The sequence below is a fragment of the Pantoea sp. X-Soil-TKNS-1279 genome (assembly GCF_059730565.1).
On the sequence record NZ_AP035948.1, the window covers coordinates 396,015 to 411,973 of the forward strand.

The 15,959-nt window shown below is 52.6% G+C and carries 14 protein-coding genes; 7 read left to right on the plus strand and 7 right to left on the minus strand.

Annotated elements, in window-relative coordinates; genetic code table 11:
• The first annotated feature begins 1 nt into the window (after position 1).
• Positions 2 to 352: an MmcQ/YjbR family DNA-binding protein gene (locus AC6I8N_RS01790; RefSeq protein ID WP_021184091.1), complete on the plus strand. Its 351-nt coding sequence runs from the start codon at positions 2 to 4 to the stop codon at positions 350 to 352.
• On the opposite strand, the gene AC6I8N_RS01795 is transcribed toward AC6I8N_RS01790, so the two are convergent.
• Positions 349 to 1,413 carry an NAD(P)-dependent alcohol dehydrogenase gene (locus tag AC6I8N_RS01795; protein WP_208724614.1) on the minus strand — a complete coding sequence of 355 codons (1,065 nt, stop codon included), beginning with the start codon at positions 1,411 to 1,413 and terminating at the stop codon, positions 349 to 351. The genes AC6I8N_RS01790 and AC6I8N_RS01795 overlap by 4 nt on opposite strands.
• A 221-nt stretch (positions 1,414 to 1,634) precedes the next feature.
• Positions 1,635 to 4,463 (minus strand): excinuclease ABC subunit UvrA, encoded by a 2,829-nt coding sequence (gene uvrA, locus AC6I8N_RS01800; RefSeq protein WP_021184093.1) that lies wholly within the window; start codon positions 4,461 to 4,463, stop codon positions 1,635 to 1,637.
• A 214-nt stretch (positions 4,464 to 4,677) separates the two neighbouring features.
• Here uvrA and ssb1 point away from each other — a divergent pair, with 214 nt between their 5' ends.
• Entirely contained in the window at positions 4,678 to 5,217 is a 540-nt protein-coding gene (gene ssb1 / locus AC6I8N_RS01805) for a single-stranded DNA-binding protein (RefSeq protein ID WP_208724615.1), read from the plus strand.
• A gap of 81 nt (positions 5,218 to 5,298) precedes the next feature.
• Here the strand turns inward: ssb1 and AC6I8N_RS01810 are convergent, their stop codons facing one another.
• The gene (locus AC6I8N_RS01810; protein WP_497829917.1) at positions 5,299 to 6,684 is read right to left on the minus strand and encodes an amino acid permease; all 1,386 of its coding nucleotides are present in this window, start codon (positions 6,682 to 6,684) and stop codon (positions 5,299 to 5,301) included.
• A gap of 391 nt (positions 6,685 to 7,075) precedes the next feature.
• Between AC6I8N_RS01810 and AC6I8N_RS01815 the strand changes: the two genes are divergently transcribed.
• Entirely contained in the window at positions 7,076 to 8,206 is a 1,131-nt protein-coding gene (locus AC6I8N_RS01815) for an SMP-30/gluconolactonase/LRE family protein (RefSeq protein WP_497829918.1), read from the plus strand.
• On the opposite strand, the gene AC6I8N_RS01820 is transcribed toward AC6I8N_RS01815, so the two are convergent.
• On the minus strand, positions 8,196 to 8,735 hold the full coding sequence (locus tag AC6I8N_RS01820; protein WP_497829919.1) for an isochorismatase family protein: 540 nt from the start codon (positions 8,733 to 8,735) through the stop codon (positions 8,196 to 8,198). The two genes, AC6I8N_RS01815 and AC6I8N_RS01820, sit on opposite strands and share 11 nt — an antisense overlap.
• A gap of 129 nt (positions 8,736 to 8,864) precedes the next feature.
• On the opposite strand from AC6I8N_RS01820, the gene AC6I8N_RS01825 reads away from it, so the two are divergent.
• Together AC6I8N_RS01825 and AC6I8N_RS01830 are read left to right on the plus strand one after the other, a co-directional pair.
• A complete protein-coding gene (locus AC6I8N_RS01825; RefSeq protein WP_497829920.1) occupies positions 8,865 to 9,695 on the plus strand; it encodes an AraC family ligand binding domain-containing protein in 831 nt (276 codons plus the stop codon).
• A 73-nt stretch (positions 9,696 to 9,768) separates the two neighbouring features.
• Positions 9,769 to 10,728 carry a DMT family transporter gene (locus AC6I8N_RS01830; RefSeq protein WP_021184099.1) on the plus strand — a complete coding sequence of 320 codons (960 nt, stop codon included), beginning with the start codon at positions 9,769 to 9,771 and terminating at the stop codon, positions 10,726 to 10,728.
• 918 nt (positions 10,729 to 11,646) lie between these two features.
• Here AC6I8N_RS01830 and AC6I8N_RS01835 read toward each other — a convergent pair.
• Positions 11,647 to 12,042, minus strand: a complete 396-nt coding sequence (locus tag AC6I8N_RS01835) for a transposase (RefSeq protein WP_021184101.1) — start codon at positions 12,040 to 12,042, stop codon at positions 11,647 to 11,649.
• Positions 12,043 to 12,568: 526 nt separating this feature from the next.
• Between AC6I8N_RS01835 and AC6I8N_RS01840 the strand changes: the two genes are divergently transcribed.
• Together AC6I8N_RS01840 and AC6I8N_RS01845 are read left to right on the plus strand one after the other, a co-directional pair.
• Positions 12,569 to 13,825 carry an MATE family efflux transporter gene (locus tag AC6I8N_RS01840; protein ID WP_021184102.1) on the plus strand — a complete coding sequence of 419 codons (1,257 nt, stop codon included), beginning with the start codon at positions 12,569 to 12,571 and terminating at the stop codon, positions 13,823 to 13,825.
• An 8-nt stretch (positions 13,826 to 13,833) separates the two neighbouring features.
• Positions 13,834 to 14,784, plus strand: coding sequence for an ATP-grasp fold amidoligase family protein (locus AC6I8N_RS01845; protein WP_021184103.1), 951 nt, complete (start codon positions 13,834 to 13,836; stop codon positions 14,782 to 14,784).
• Between the two features lie 54 nt (positions 14,785 to 14,838).
• Here the strand turns inward: AC6I8N_RS01845 and AC6I8N_RS01850 are convergent, their stop codons facing one another.
• Both AC6I8N_RS01850 and soxS read right to left on the minus strand, forming a co-directional pair.
• Positions 14,839 to 15,120, minus strand: coding sequence for a YjcB family protein (locus AC6I8N_RS01850; protein WP_013507511.1), 282 nt, complete (start codon positions 15,118 to 15,120; stop codon positions 14,839 to 14,841).
• Positions 15,121 to 15,457: 337 nt separating this feature from the next.
• Positions 15,458 to 15,886 carry a superoxide response transcriptional regulator SoxS gene (gene soxS / locus AC6I8N_RS01855; RefSeq protein ID WP_021184105.1) on the minus strand — a complete coding sequence of 143 codons (429 nt, stop codon included), beginning with the start codon at positions 15,884 to 15,886 and terminating at the stop codon, positions 15,458 to 15,460.
• Between the last annotated feature and the right edge of the window lie 73 nt (positions 15,887 to 15,959).

A 15,959-nucleotide genomic window follows, 5' to 3' on the forward strand; every position in this document is an offset into this window, starting at 1 on the left:
TATGAACACTTCGGATTTACTGACATATTGCATGAGCAAGCCGGGCGCAGAGCAGAGTGTGCACAGTGACTGGAAAGCCACGCAGATCAAAAGCGAGGGGATTTTATTTGCGATGGTGCATGAGGTAAAAGGGCGTCCGGCGGTTTCGTTGAAAGCCACCCCGGCACTGGCCGATTTACTGCGTGAAGAACATAGTGATGTGTTTCCCAGCGAGCATCTGAACAAGTCCCACTGGAGCACCCTGTGGCTGGACGGTTCGCTGAAAGATTCGCAGATTTACTACCTGGTGGATGCTTCCTGGCAACAGGCTGACGCCACACGCGCGGCGGGCGTCAGCCATGATGAGGATTAAGCGACAGCTTCCTCACGTAGGGTGTTGATATCAATTACAAAACGGTATTTCACGTCGCTTTTCAGCATACGCTCATAGGCTTCGTTGATTTGGTTCATGGCGATCAGTTCGATATCGGAAGTGATACCGTGCTTGCCGCAGAAATCCAGCATTTCCTGGGTTTCAGCGATACCGCCAATCAGCGAGCCAGCGATGCTGCGACGTTTGAAGATCAGGTTAAACACCTGCGGTGCCGGGTGATCGTGCTCCGGTGCGCCCACCAGCGTCATGTTGCCATCGCGCTTCAGCAGGGCAATAAACGGGTTGAGATCGTGCTGCGCCGCCACGGTGTTCAGGATGAAGTCAAAGCTGTTGAGGTGCTGGGCCATCTGATCCGCGTCCTTCGAGATCACCACTTCGTCAGCGCCAAGGCGTTTGCCGTCTTCAATTTTTGACGGTGACGTGGTGAACAGCACCACATGTGCGCCCATAGCATGCGCCAGCTTCACACCCATATGACCGAGACCACCAAGGCCGACGATACCGACTTTCTGGCCCGGACCCACGTTCCAGTGACGCAGCGGTGAGTAGGTGGTGATACCGGCACACAGCAGCGGTGCAACACCTGCCAGGTCGAGGTTTTCCGGTACGCGCAGCACAAAGCTTTCATCCACAACCATGCTGGTGGAGTAGCCGCCATAGGTGATGGCTTTGGTTTCGCGATCTTCACCGTTGTAGGTGCCAACAAAACCGTTTTCACAGTACTGCTCCAGACCTTCCTGGCAGCTCGGACAGCTACGGCAGGAGTCGACCATACAGCCCACGCCGACCAGATCACCCACTTTGTATTTATGAGTGTGTGCGCCTACCGCCGTCACGCGGCCAACGATTTCATGGCCTGGTACGACCGGGAAAATGGTGTTTTTCCATTCGTTACGCGCAGTATGAAGGTCAGAGTGGCAGACGCCGCAGTACAACACTTCAATCTGCACATCATGAGCGCGCAGCTCGCGAGGCTTATAGTCGAACGGAGCGAGTTTAGATTTCGCGTCCTGTGCGGCATAGGCATGCGTAATATTCATGGTGTCTCCAGTTAAGATGTGTCGTGAGTTTTTGCGGGGATCCCCTCCGTAAACGGAAGGGATAAAGGCGCTTGAGTACGCCAAAAAGGAACTGTGTAAGGATAGTCACCTGATGGGAAAGCGTATATGCCTGAAGATGTCTGATTCTTGCCTGTTTCTGCATTTCTCTGCGGAATCTGGCAGAAAGAATCAGGCCCGCAATCGCGGGCCTGAGAGAGAAATTACTTTTTTAACATTGGCTTAAGGAAGCGTGCCGTATGTGATTTTTCGCATTCCGCCACGGTTTCTGGCGTACCTGCCACCAGGATTTCGCCGCCGCCGCTGCCGCCTTCGGGGCCGAGATCGACGATCCAGTCAGCCGTTTTGATCACGTCGAGGTTGTGCTCAATCACCACGATGGTGTTGCCCTGATCGCGCAACTGATGCAGCACTTCCAGCAGTTGCTGGATATCAGCAAAGTGCAGGCCCGTGGTCGGCTCATCAAGGATGTACAACGTCTGGCCGGTACCGCGTTTCGACAGCTCACGCGCCAGCTTCACGCGCTGCGCTTCACCGCCGGATAGCGTGGTGGCAGACTGGCCGAGGCGGATATAGGACAAGCCCACGTCCATCAGGGTTTGCAGCTTACGCGCCAGCGCTGGCACCGCATCAAAGAAGTCACGCGCTTCTTCGATGGTCATCTCCAGCACTTCATGGATGCTTTTGCCTTTGTATTTAATCTCCAGAGTTTCACGGTTATAACGTTTGCCTTTGCATTGATCGCAGGGGACGTAAATATCCGGCAGGAAGTGCATTTCAACTTTGATCACCCCATCGCCCTGGCAGGCTTCACAACGTCCACCACGCACGTTAAAGCTGAAGCGGCCCGGATTATAGCCACGCGAACGCGACTCCGGCACACCGGCAAACAGTTCGCGCACCGGGGTGAAGATGCCGGTATAGGTCGCCGGGTTGGAGCGCGGTGTACGACCGATCGGGCTTTGATCGATATCGATCACTTTGTCGAAATGTTCCAGACCGGCGATCTCGCGATAGGGTGCCGGTTCACCGCTGGTGGCACCGTTTAACTGGCGCTGAGCAATCGGGAACAGGGTATCGTTAATCAGTGTCGATTTACCGGAACCTGACACGCCAGTGATGCAGGTAAACAGACCGACCGGCACCGTCAGGGTCACGTCTTTCAGGTTGTTGCCGCGCGCCCCGGTCAACTTCAGCACCTTGGCGGGATCGCCTTTAACGCGTTCTTTCGGCACGGCAATTTCACGTTTGCCGCTCAGGTACTGGCCGGTAAGAGAATCTTCATGTGCCATGATGGCGTTGACGTCACCTTCCGCCACCACCTGGCCGCCATGTACTCCGGCGCCGGGGCCGATATCGATGATATGGTCGGCGGCACGAATCGCATCTTCATCGTGCTCCACCACAATCACCGTATTGCCGAGATCACGCAGGTGAATCAGCGTACTCAGCAGACGTTCGTTGTCGCGCTGATGCAGACCAATCGACGGTTCATCCAGTACGTACATCACCCCCACCAGACCCGCACCGATCTGGCTCGCCAGACGGATACGCTGTGCTTCACCGCCGGACAACGTCTCAGCAGAGCGCGACATAGAAAGATAATTCAGCCCGACGTTGACGAGGAAGCTCAGACGATCGCCAATCTCTTTCAGGACTTTTTCTGCAATTTTGGCGCGCTGGCCGCTCAGTTTGAGATCGCGGAAGAAATCCATTGCGTGGCCGATGCTCATGTCAGAGATGGTCGGCAGGTTGGTGTTTTCCACAAAGACGTGGCGCGCTTCACGGCGCAGACGGGTGCCCTCACAGCTGGCGCAGGCGCGGTTGCTGATAAATTTCGCCAGCTCCTCGCGCACCGCATTGGATTCCGTCTCTTTATAGCGGCGCTCCATATTGTGCAGCACGCCTTCAAACGGATGGCGGCGCACTGAGGTATCGCCACGGTCGTTGATGTATTTGAATTCGATGCTTTCTTTGCCAGAACCGTACAGAATCACCTGCTGTGCTTTGTCGCTCAGGCTGTTAAACGGTGCTTCGACATCGAAATCCAGATGCTCAGACAGCGAACGCAGCATCTGGAAATAGTAGAAATTACGGCGATCCCAGCCGCGAATCGCACCACCCGCCAGCGACAGCTCCGGGTTTTGTACTACACGATCGGGATCGAAATATTGCTGCACACCGAGGCCGTCACAGGTTGGACAGGCACCCGCCGGATTATTGAACGAGAACAGGCGCGGTTCGAGTTCGCGCATGCTGTAGCCGCACACCGGGCAGGCAAAGTTGGCGGAGAACAGCATCTCTTCGGCGCTGTTGTCATCCATATCCGCGACAATCGCCGTGCCACCGCTTAATTCCAACGCGGTTTCGAACGATTCGGCTAAACGTGTCGCGAGGTCGTCACGGACGCGGAAGCGGTCAATCACCACCTCGATAGTATGCTTCTTCTGGAGTTCCAGCTTTGGCGGATCGGAGAGATCACAGACTTCACCATCGATACGGGCGCGGATATACCCCTGCGAGGCAAGGTTCTCCAGCGTTTTGGTGTGCTCGCCTTTACGATCCTTCACCACCGGAGCCAGCAACATCAGGCGACGGCCTTCTTCCTGTGCCAGCACCTGATCGACCATCTGGCTAACGGTTTGCGCCGCCAGGGTGACGTCATGATCCGGGCAGCGCGGCTCGCCAACACGGGCAAACAGCAAACGCAGATAGTCGTGGATTTCGGTAATGGTGCCGACCGTCGAGCGCGGGTTATGGGACGTGGATTTTTGCTCAATAGAGATGGCGGGCGAGAGACCTTCGATATGGTCAACGTCCGGCTTCTCCATTAAGGAAAGAAACTGGCGCGCATAGGCAGAGAGCGACTCCACATAGCGACGCTGACCTTCCGCGTACAGCGTATCAAACGCCAGAGAGGATTTACCGGAGCCTGACAGGCCGGTAACCACAATGAGTTTGTCGCGAGGGATGATCAGGTTGATGTTTTTCAAATTATGGGTGCGGGCACCACGAACTTCGATCTTATCCATTCACCTTTCCCGGATTAGCAGCACTCGCCGCGCCTTGCCGACGGCGGCCAGAAGAAACGCGTATTATGGCATAAAAAATAAACTGAATAAATATCCAGTGTTTTGCGTTTTGATTGTGTATTCTGGAAGCCAGCTCGAAAGTGGGAACCGCGATCCAGACGTGCTAGAATTGATCGTTTAGTATTGACGCATTAACTCATCGGGAGACAGCAACATGGCCAGTCGTGGCGTTAACAAAGTGATTCTTGTCGGGAATCTGGGTCAGGATCCGGAAGTACGTTATATGCCAAATGGTGGCGCAGTTGCCAACATTACGCTGGCTACGTCAGAAAGCTGGCGTGACAAACAAACCGGTGAAAACAAAGAGATCACCGAATGGCACCGCGTAGTGCTGTTTGGCAAACTGGCGGAAGTGGCCGGTGAATACCTGCGTAAAGGTTCACAGGTCTACATCGAAGGCCAGCTGCGCACCCGTAAATGGCAGGACCAGGGCGGCCAGGATCGTTACACCACCGAGATCGTGGTAAACGTGGGCGGCACCATGCAGATGCTGGGTGGTCGTCAGCAGGGCGCCAGCACCGGCGGAGCACCGATGGGCGGCCAGAGTGGCGGCAACAACAACGGTTGGGGTCAACCACAGCAGCCGCAGGGCGGCAACCAGTTCAGCGGCGGCGCGCAGCAGCGTCCACAGCAGCAGAGCGCACCGGCGAACAACGAACCGCCGATGGATTTTGACGACGATATTCCGTTCTAAGATCGGAACACATTCAGACAGATTTTCGAAAGAGGCCGCAGGGCCTCTTTTTTATTTCATGCATTGCCATGCCAAGGACATTCAGTTGGCCGCTATCTTCTGATGCTGTGCTTCTGTGTTGCTCTTTTTTCTTAACCGATAGCTGACGGCCAGCACCAGCAGCCAAACGGGGATCAGCCAGACTGAAATCTCGATGCCAGGCGTCATAAACATAATCACCAGAATTCCGGCCAGGAACAGCAGACACAGGATATTGGTCAGTGGGTAGCCCAGGCTGGGGAAATGGGTTTTCTGTTTGGTGATACGCATGGCGCGGCGGAATTTTAGATGAGTGATACTGATCATCGCCCAGTTAATGACGAGCGCAGAGACCACCAGCGACATCAGCAGCTCGAAGGCTTTGCCCGGCATGAGGTAGTTAAGCAGCACACACAACGCAGTAACCAGCGCCGAGACGCTGAGGGCGTTAAGAGGAATACCGCGCCGATTAACTTTTAACAATGAGGCGGGAGCATTACCCTGTTTCGCCAGACCAAACAACATGCGGCTGTTGCTGAACACACAGCTGTTATAAACAGAAAGCGCAGCAGAAAGCACGACGGCGTTGAGCAACGTCGCGACCAGATTACTGTCAAGTGCGTGGAAAATCAGGACGAACGGGCTACCCCCTTCCACCACTTTCTGCCACGGGTAGAGCGACAGCAACACCGCCAGCGCGCCAACATAGAACAGCAGGATGCGATAGATAACCTGGTTTGTGGCTTTCGGAATGCTTTTCTGCGGATTGTCGGCCTCGGCGGCAGTAATGCCGATCAGTTCCAGACCACCGAATGAGAACATGATTACGGCCATTGCCATCACCAGTCCCTTGATTCCGTTAGGGAAGAACCCTCCATGCTGCCACAGATTTGCGACGCTCGCCTCGGGACCTCCGTGCCCGCTGGCGAGCAGCCAGGCACCAAAACCGATCATGCCGACAATCGCCGCGACTTTGATGATTGAAAACCAGAATTCGACCTCGCCATAAATTTTCACGTTGGTCATATTGATGGCATTGATCACAACAAAGAACACCCCGGCGGACACCCAGGTCGGGATTTCCGGCCACCAGTATTGGACGTAAATACCGACTGCGGTAAGCTCTGCCATGCTGACCAGTACGTAAAGCACCCAATAATTCCATCCTGCTACGAAGCCTGCAAAATTGCCCCAGTATTGGTTGGCAAAATGGCTAAACGAGCCAGCAACCGGTTCGTGAACCACCATCTCGCCGAGCTGGCGCATAATAAAGAAGGCGATCACGCCGGCAATCGCATAGCCCAGCAGGACTGACGGACCTGCCATTTTTATGGTTTGCGCAATGCCAAGAAACAGCCCGGTACCGATTGCGCCTCCCAGCGCAATCAGTTGAATATGGCGATTTTTCAAGCCTCTGTGCAGCTGACTTTCTGACTGATGGTTGCCCATGTCTACTCCCGCAGGTATCAATATTTATCTACATGGGATTAGCAATTCCTGGGCCAGTGGGGGGATGCTTTGCGGAAAGTGATACTTAACGTCATGATAAAAAAGAATAATTATTTTATGGGTGAATTCACAATCAGTGCATTTATTGCGCAAAAATTAATTGATTTGTGCTTTTTAGAGTAAATTTGTGCAAGCAATGAGCGTTAAGCGTCTTTTTTATGACTGACGTGAACCAAAAAGGTGCATGGTGGCGTGCAAGTTAGCTCCCCGGATTGAATGCTGGCTTTAACCTTTTGCCACATTCCTCCCGGCGTGGCACAAAAAGCCGTTCATCCCCACGGCGGCTTCGCCATCCTGTCAGGCCTAACACAATGGCGCAGAAGGAGCGTGAGTGAACCTCAATCGCCGTACATTTTTGCTGGCGCTGGGCGCGCTGGGCGTAGCGCGCAATGTTCAGGCTTTTACGGCTGAAGATCCCTTGCCACTGGAGCGGGTGGTCGTTTCGCCGTGGATGGCGAATCAGGTGGCGTTAACCCGCGGTAATCTGCTGTTTCTTGGCCTGCCACGCTATGCCAAAGATAAACCGACACCTTCCCTGGCGCGACGCGAGACGGATGGCAGTTTGCGACCTTTCCCTGGCAATGGCTGGAATGAGTGGCAGCCGGGTAAAGATGGGCGCAATGCGTTTGTTTACCTTAACTCGGTACATATTTTTGCTGATGATACGGTGTGGTGTGTTGATCAGGGGTCGCTCAGTGCCGGTGTTTTTTCAGCAAAAGATGCGGTGCCACAACCCGGCGCGCAAAAGTTGGTGCAGTTGGATGCACATAGCGGCGAAATCCTGCAAATTCTGCGGTTTGACGAACGCATCCTGCCGCCAGGTGCGCAGATGAACGACCTGCGTTTTCACGGCAACGCGTTGTACATTACCGATTCCGGTCTGGGTGGCATCATTGTACACGACATGGTCAGTGGCAAAACGCTGCGTCGTTTGTCGGCTACCCCGGTGGTGAAGGCGTCGGATAAAGCGCCACCGGCGATGTTGTCTGGCATCAAAGGCAGCAAAACCTTCCATCCGCCCAATAGCGATATGATTGAAATCACCGCCGACGGTAACTGGCTTTACTGGGCCGCACCAACCGGGCCGCTTTATCGCGTGGAAACCCGTTGGCTGCAAAGTGATCTGCCTGATGAAGACATCTTGCCCCATGTTGAGCAGGTGTATGACAACAACTTCTCGGGTGGCTGCTGCATGGATTCGGCGGGAAATGTGTACTTCTCGGAAACCGTTACCCACAACATTCGGGTGTTGGCACCGTCCGGTGAAACGCGCGTCATTGCCAGTGATGTGCGGTTGTTACGGCCAGACGGCACGTTTATCAGCGCCGATCGTCAGCTTTATATTCCGGTTAAACAGCCGCTGGCAGCGCAACCTGGCGCGGCTGCGCATTTTGCCATTTATAAGCTGGCGTTGCCCGATCAGTTTCAGGGCCTCAACCTGGGCGGCCCGATTACGGGTTAACTGTCTCTGGCTGCCAGATAGCCAGCAGCTCTGCGGTCGGTCGTACCTGCACCGGGTTGCCCGGCAGGATCAGATCGGCCCAGACTTCATTATGTTGGTTGATCAGTTGCTGTGCGGTTGCCCAGGTACGATCGGCTGTGGTGTGCGCGTCGGCGGCGACGGTGATGCGATAACCCAGGCTGGCACCCACTTTGAGGGTGGTATCGACGCAATAATCAGTCGCACAACCACAGATGACAAAAGACGAAATGTCTTGCTGTTCCAGCTGCGCCGCCAGCTCGGTCTGCCAAAAGCCGTCACAGGCAGTTTTATTGACGTAAAGGGCCTGAGCCGGTTGGTGTAGCTCAGGCACAATCTGCCAGGCTTCGCTGTTAAGCTCCAGACCCGGACCGACGTGCTGGATAAAAATGACCTGATCAGCGGCGGCAATGAGCTGATTAATCCGCGCGCAACGTCCTGCCCGATCGAAACGCGGCGTTGCCAGCACCCCGTTTTGCATGTCCACCACCATCACTACCTTGCTTCCCATGATCGCCTCCTTTTATATGCCTGGGCGTCAGTGTCGCGCTGAACTTCCTCACAGGCAAAACAAATCTATTTTGCATTTTGCCCGTCTTACGGGGCATGCTGGTGATCTTCTTTACGATGGAGGTGTGTCGTGTCAGTGGTTCCTGCAATCTTCCCGTGCGAGCGTGACCGCGCGCAATTCCAGCAATTTTCCGAGCTGCCGGGCATTGAATTGTATCAGGCGCATATCTCCCGTTATGCCTTTGAGCCGCACACCCATGAAGCGTTTGGCATTGGCACCATTGAGTCGGGTGCACAACGCTTCCGCTATCGTGGCACCCACTACACCGCTCCCGAGCATTCGTTGGTGATGATGAATCCGGATGAGCTACACACCGGCGAATCCGCCTGTGAAGAGGGCTGGCGTTACCGCATGATTTACATCCATCCGGATGAGATGGACAGGCTGACCGGCGATCGCAACTGGTGGTTCAGTGAGGCGCTGCGCACCGATGCTCGTCTGGCACAGCCGTTTTCGCTGCGGCTGGCGGCTTTGTGGCAGGCTGAAACCGCGCTGGAACGCGAGGGATTGTTGGTGGAATTGCTGGAGTTGATGCGTCCATTGGCGCATCGCGGGCAATCCCGACCGATGGAAGGAGCGCACCGTTTTGATCCGGTGAAAACGTATCTGCGAGAAAATCTCGCTGAACCGGTCAGGCTGGATGAACTGGCCGCGCTGGCGGGGTTGTCGCCGTGGCATTTTCTACGCAGTTTCCGCCAGCAGTTTCATGTCACACCACATCAGATGTTGATGGCATTCCGGCTTTATGACGCCAAGTTGCGGCTGGCACAGGGCGAAAGTGCGGCCTCGGTTGCAGCAGCCGTTGGCTTAACCGATCAGGCACATCTGACGCGTGCCTTTGCGCATCGCTATGGCATCACCCCTGGCCGTTATCAAAAACAGGTCTGGCCCGCACGCTAACCGCAATCTGCTACAAGCTTTTGCTGCTGCGTTCCGCCACACTGCGCCGGAATATCTTAATCAGGAAAAGATTATGTTGGCTGGAGTTCTGTTTGCGCTGGCGGCGGGATTGATGTGGGGGCTGATCTTTGTCGGGCCGCTGCTGGTGCCGGATTATCCAGGCACGTTGCAATCCGCCGGGCGCTATGTCGCTTTTGGTTTGATCGCCTTGCCGCTTGCCTGGCTGGATCGTCGTCGCTTGCGTCAACTGGCGCGCCAGGATTGGATTGAGGCGTTAAAGCTGTCGCTGGTGGGCAATCTGATGTATTACGCCTTTCTCGCCACCGCCATTCAGCGTACCGGCGCACCGGTAGCAACCATGATTATTGGCACCTTACCGGTGGTGATGTCGGTCACGGCTAACCTGTGTTACGGGCATCTGGAAGGGCGATTGCCCTGGCGACGGTTAATGCCTGCCTTGCTGATCATTGCCCTGGGATTGGTATGCGTCAATGCAGCGGAGTTGCAGGCACAGGGAGCAACGCTGGACTGGCCGCGCTATCTCTCCGGCCTGTTGTTGGCGGTGATGGCGGTGGGCTGTTGGACCTGGTACCCGCTACGTAATGCGCGTTGGCTGCGTAACCATCCGCAGCATAAACCCGGCAGTTGGGCGACTGCGCAAGGCCTGGTGACGTTACCCCTGGCAGTGGTGTTTTATCTGCTGGTGTGCGGACAGATCCACTGGCAACAACCTGATTTCGCGTTACCTTTTGGCCCGCAGCCCGAGGTTTTCCTGCTGCTGATGCTGGCGATAGGGTTGCTGTGCTCATGGCTCGGAACGCTGTGCTGGAATGCGGCCAGCCAGCGCCTGCCCACGGTCATTATGGGGCCGTTAATTGTGTTCGAAACCCTGTCTGGCTTGTTTTGGACTTTCCTGTGGCGACAAAGCTGGCCGCCGTTGCTGACCGCCATCGGTATCTGCTGTTTGATTATTGGCGTCATCTCGGCAATGCGTATCAAGCCGCAACCGGTGGTAACTTCACTGGAAATTTAAGCGTAAAACGATGCCAGCCACGGGTGCTGGCATCCTGATTTGCCCCTGATTTTAAGATTATGACCAGCCAGAAATCCTGCCACTTTTGCCTTATCTGTTCTTAAGTCATACCGCGTTATAACCATTTCCTGGGCCACCAGGCAGGTTTTTAGCGCGAAACGTCATATCTGACGCCAGGCTGGCAGGGACGAGTGGATAAAATTCTCCCTGTTCTGGGGGGAAGACGCGGTGATTCACGGGCAAAATGGGCCGTTTTGGCGGCTGAATGGTCGCTAAACAGGCATTAAACAACCGGGCCAGGTCTCTTTTTATTGCGCTCTGGCACTGAAAACCCCCTGCCGGAACCATCATTTCCTCAAGGTGTTGCTGTCTGGTTGAGACTCTTCCGCCATGCATGTGACCGAGATTGGTTAAGTGCGGCGATGAATAGTGACGTGATATTAACTCATCCGGTATGGCTAATTGCGTTATTGTTTAGCGATGATAACGTTTCTCTTCAGGCTGATTCCTGGCGTGAATACGCCATCGGCACATGGAACTGCGGATAATATGATCACCCCCAGATAACGATAGATCCACTTAAAAGAAGAGTGGGTGTGAGAGGGATTCTGGTCTGTTGTTCATCAATGCTAAACAAAAATACCTGTTTCTGGCGCAGAGTATTAATGTTGATAAAGTAATAATGAAAGCCCCAATCTCACCTGAATGAGATTGGGAGGGACGTAAATAGCTTGAAACGCGAGACTTTTGCTGATGTGAATCAATTTTACCGCAAAAAAAGAAGTAATTTCGTGATGTTATTCATCAGGAAATAATGGTGCGAATTGTTATGTCACGAACGCCGAATTAAATGATCTTCATCTCTTCTGGTAAGAACAAATCTCAGCATTAAGTCAAATAACAACGGCCTTAATGTTGTTAGCGATTTTCTGTACCTGACGGGTAGTGGTAAACGCTGCGGCTAATATCCAGCAAGCGGCAACTGCGACGTGTGCCTATGTCGAAGGTGGTTTGCAGAAAGTTAACAGCCTGGCGTTTTTCATTGGTGGTGAAGAAATTTTTCAGCACGCTTTGCAGCATCTCCTTATCAGAGCTGAGTGTCTGCAACTCGCGGGTGAGTGTTTGAAGTTTGTCTTCTAACTCTTTGATTTTTCTTCCCTCCTCAGAAGAGAGTCCAGAGAATTTTTTCTTCCAGCTATAGAAAGTGGCTTCGGAAATGCCAAGCTCCTCACAAATCTCCCTGACTTTCACTCCTGTTTCAGAAGCTTTAATGGCATTTGTGATTTGCTCTTCGCTATATCGTGACTTTCTCATAAATGCTATTACCTTTCTTATCAATTAGTGGATGAGAATTACTGTATTAATATCTGGTACTGCAAAAACACTATTAATGCAGTATTAAAGTGCGCGATTAGAATTGCGAGGGTTAAATTAAGATATTTAGAATAAATATCATCATGGGATAAGTCTTATTTTATTCTGATTGCCATTGAACGCCTTCCTGGTGTTGGGTTTTTGATATAGATTCATTTCATCCCAAATGCGGAAAAATTATACATTCATCGGAAAAACGGCATAACCTGCTTGCAAAAACGCCAGGATATGCCAGTAGCTTTTTGGTCAATATTTTGACTGAAATCGGTTACATCCACAGGGTTTCGCGCCGGATTTAATCAGAATTATCCTGAATTCATTGTCTGAATCCTGACGCGAGTCCTCTTTTTCGGACCAGCATGGTTTGAAGATATTAATTTAAGTCAGGCCCAATTAGCGCTTGTTTAATTCTTTCAAGGACGTTGTACCGAAAGTAGTTGCAGTAAGTAATACTAAGGACGAGTTGATGAAATTAAGCGTAATGTCAAATGCCGCCTGGATGATGTCTGAGAAGATCGTCTCGGTTTTCGGCGTCATATTTGTGACTTCCTATGTGGCAAAATCCTTCGGCCCGACGGTGTTCGGCCAAATGGCGTTTTCCACCTCACTGTTTTCTATGGTGCAGACCGTAGCGATGTTTGGCACCGAAACGATACTGTTCAAAACCATCAGCAAAAGTGAGCCAAAAGGTGTGCGCCTGATGAACGTGGCACGCACGTTGCGATTTGCGCTCCTGGTATTGACCTCGGTACCGGTGTTGATTTGGGTCTGGTACAACATGCAGGAAAACTTTCTTGCGTTTGCGCTGGCTTCGTTCATCGCTTCGGTATTCGTTACCCAGGACACGTTCAGTGTGTATAACAACGCGCGTCTGGCTTCACGGCTCAATACCATTGCCAACTCAATCGGTCTGCTGCTGGGTTTTTCACTCAGTTTCGCCATTGCCTGGTTCCGGCTCAACCCCATCTGGCTGACCTTATCGATTGTGGTGGTGACGTTGGTTCCCTACGCCATCAAACGCTACAACTTCTACCGTGAAAACCAGGAGCAGGCACCTGCACGCAGCAAACGCGGCGCTTATCTGCGTTATCTGCTGTATGCCGGTTTGCCGTTGGCGATCTCCAGCATTTTTATTTCGGTACAGGTGAAAACTGCGCAGATGTTTCTGGTGGGTATTGCCTCGGCGCGTGAGCTTGGCTTGTTCGCCGCCGCCAACACCATATCGGCCTCATGGACCTTCATTCCATTGGCCATTATCACCTCCAGCTTTTCAGAGATTTTCAGGGAGCGCGGCAGCGTTGCTATCAAGCTGACGGCGCGCCTGAACGGTTATGTTTTGGGTGTTTCATTGCTCTTGTTACTTGTCATCGCCTTATACGGCGAAAAAATCATCATTGCTTTGTATGGTCACGAATACACGCAGTCAGGAAGTCTGATTACCGTGTTGTCGATAGCGTCCAGCTTCTCCGCAATGGGAACCGTGGCGTACCGCTACATGGTCAAGGAAGGAGGGTTTAACTATCTGCTCAGAAAAATTATCTGCTTGATGGCGATCAGCCTGCCGCTCTCGTGGTGGCTTATTCAGGGCTACGGCATCATGGGGGCCGCCTGGAGCGTCTTCATTACTGAACTTCTGTCCCTTACGGTGATGAATTACTTCTTCAGAAATGGCGCCATTTTTAAGATTCAAGTTTCCTCGCTCAACTACAAAACCTACAAATGAGGTTAGATATGCTCAAGTTGAAAGATGAACTCAGACGAAGTGTGCGGTATTTCATCAAAAAAATGCCCTGGGCTTACCAGGACCGTCTGTACTACTTCCGTAGGTTTCGTCGGTTACCTAATTTGCGTCAGCCCAAGGTGTTTAATGAGAAGGTGCTGTATCGCAAGTTTGTCTATGGCGATTACCAGAACTATGGTCGCCTGTCGGATAAATACTCGGTGCGTGATTACGTTGCTGAGAAGGTGGGCAGCGAATATCTGATCCCGCTGGTGTATGAAACCAGCGATCCTCATTCACTGCATACCCTGTCGAGCTGGAAAAATACGGTCATCAAACCGAACCACGGTTCGAATATGGTCGAAATCCTGTTGGAAGAGCCAGATGCGCTGAAGAAACAGCAGATCATCAGTAAATGTCAAACCTGGTTGAAAAAAGACTATGCGGATGAAGCGCGCGAGATCCACTACCGCTATATCAAACCGCGCATTCTGGTAGAAAAATACATTGGTGATGGGAAAAACGCGCCCATTGATTACAAGTTCCATATGTTTAATAAACGCGACGGCAACTTTGAATATGTGCTTCAGGTGATTTACAACCGATGTAGACCGTTGTTATCCATGAACTTTTACGTTAACAATTTAGACGAGGCGTATCACAAGATTCGTGATACCGGCCTGGATATCTCGCCGCAAATGGCCGCGTTACAGCACGCGTTAGTCTTGAGCAAGAAGCTGGCAAGTGATTTCGATTATGTGCGCGTTGACTGGTATATCCACGAGCAGCAGGTTTTCTTTGGTGAGCTGACCTTTACGCCTGGCGCGGGGATGGTCACCGGGCTGGATCGTGGACTTAATCAGATGATGGGTGATATGTGGATTCAGGACCGTCTTGGTGCACAGACACCCGACGGAACGGTGGAGGATGTCAACATCCCGGCCGTATTGAAGAAAATTTGAAATCACACAGCAAAATAAAAAACCCCGCAACGCGGGGTTTTTTATGGGTAGCGATTAAGGCATTGGCCAGTCAGCAGGCGTCTGGCTCATCACCTCAACAAAGGCATTTTTGGAGATTTCCATAAAGTTATGCAGATTCTCCATACTGAGGGTGATCCCCATCAGGCCAGTGACAAACCAGCAGGACATACCCAGGCCGATTCCGCCGCACATCAGCGCCATCACATGGTGGCTGTTCTGACGAAAACGAATTTTCAGGGTGCTGGCGAAAAACATCATTACTGCGCTCAGCAATTCCCAGCGCATAACGATAAGACTGGTGGTTAAAGTAGCCATCTGCAACGAACCTCTATGAATCAGTAACATCCCTGACATTCATCGGACATCACTGGCGGCAGAGAAGGAAGGTCAGGGAGGCCCTTCAGGCCGTCGAACTACGCATTAAACTGTGACTTGGGTCACATTATATCATCCGATTTGAAAGTTTGAACAAAATTTATACCTGGTATGGTAGAAAAAAATTTATCGATGCAGGTAGAGGATTCGCGCGATAAATCGCGCCGCAACGGCAGTATGCGGAAATTTATGGCGTTACCACGGATTTGTAGCGGCGCGATTTATCGCGCACGTATATACAGGGCAGGGAGCGCCCGCGCGGGGCGCGCAGGCAAGGTTAGCGAACCGGGCAGCACTCGCCGGTAGTACGCTGGGTAAAGCTGGCCATATTCTCGTTGCAATCAAAGCTCACCAGACGTGGGCGCTGAATCATCGCCTGGCGACGCATGGTATGGCGATACGCGGTGGGCGTTTGCGAGAACTGACGGCGAAACACGCGGGAAAAGGTTTGCTGTGAGTCGTAGCCGTACTGCATAGCGATATCAAATACCGGACGTTGTGTCTGACGCAGAGCCTCAGCGGCCAACGTTAAGCGGCGTTCGCGGATATAACCGCCCAGCGTTTGTTTCGTCACGGTACGGAACATACGTTGCAGGTGCCATTTGGAATAACCTGATTTCGCCGCTACTTCATCAATCGACAGGGTTTTATCCAGATTCTGATCGATCCAGTGAGTCAGTGAATGAATGATTTCCTCTTGCATCATAACCACATCCTTCTGAGTAGAGATTCGAAGTTTCAATGGGGAGCGAGTATAATTCCTCAAGTTAACTTGAGGT

Excerpts from the sequence above, each read along its gene's own strand:
- uvrA (WP_021184093.1), bottom strand. The coding sequence starts at position 4,463 with ATGGATAAGATCGAAGTTCGTGGTGCCCGCACCCATAATTTGAAAAAC.
- AC6I8N_RS01840 (WP_021184102.1), top strand. The coding sequence starts at position 12,569 with ATGAAATTAAGCGTAATGTCAAATGCCGCCTGGATGATGTCTGAGAAG.
- AC6I8N_RS01835 (WP_021184101.1), bottom strand. The coding sequence starts at position 12,042 with ATGAGAAAGTCACGATATAGCGAAGAGCAAATCACAAATGCCATTAAA.
- AC6I8N_RS01790 (WP_021184091.1), top strand. The coding sequence starts at position 2 with ATGAACACTTCGGATTTACTGACATATTGCATGAGCAAGCCGGGCGCA.
- AC6I8N_RS01850 (WP_013507511.1), bottom strand. The coding sequence starts at position 15,120 with ATGGCTACTTTAACCACCAGTCTTATCGTTATGCGCTGGGAATTGCTG.
- AC6I8N_RS01820 (WP_497829919.1), bottom strand. The coding sequence starts at position 8,735 with ATGGGAAGCAAGGTAGTGATGGTGGTGGACATGCAAAACGGGGTGCTG.
- AC6I8N_RS01810 (WP_497829917.1), bottom strand. The coding sequence starts at position 6,684 with ATGGGCAACCATCAGTCAGAAAGTCAGCTGCACAGAGGCTTGAAAAAT.
- AC6I8N_RS01795 (WP_208724614.1), bottom strand. The coding sequence starts at position 1,413 with ATGAATATTACGCATGCCTATGCCGCACAGGACGCGAAATCTAAACTC.
- ssb1 (WP_208724615.1), top strand. The coding sequence starts at position 4,678 with ATGGCCAGTCGTGGCGTTAACAAAGTGATTCTTGTCGGGAATCTGGGT.
- AC6I8N_RS01830 (WP_021184099.1), top strand. The coding sequence starts at position 9,769 with ATGTTGGCTGGAGTTCTGTTTGCGCTGGCGGCGGGATTGATGTGGGGG.
- AC6I8N_RS01845 (WP_021184103.1), top strand. The coding sequence starts at position 13,834 with ATGCTCAAGTTGAAAGATGAACTCAGACGAAGTGTGCGGTATTTCATC.
- soxS (WP_021184105.1), bottom strand. The coding sequence starts at position 15,886 with ATGATGCAAGAGGAAATCATTCATTCACTGACTCACTGGATCGATCAG.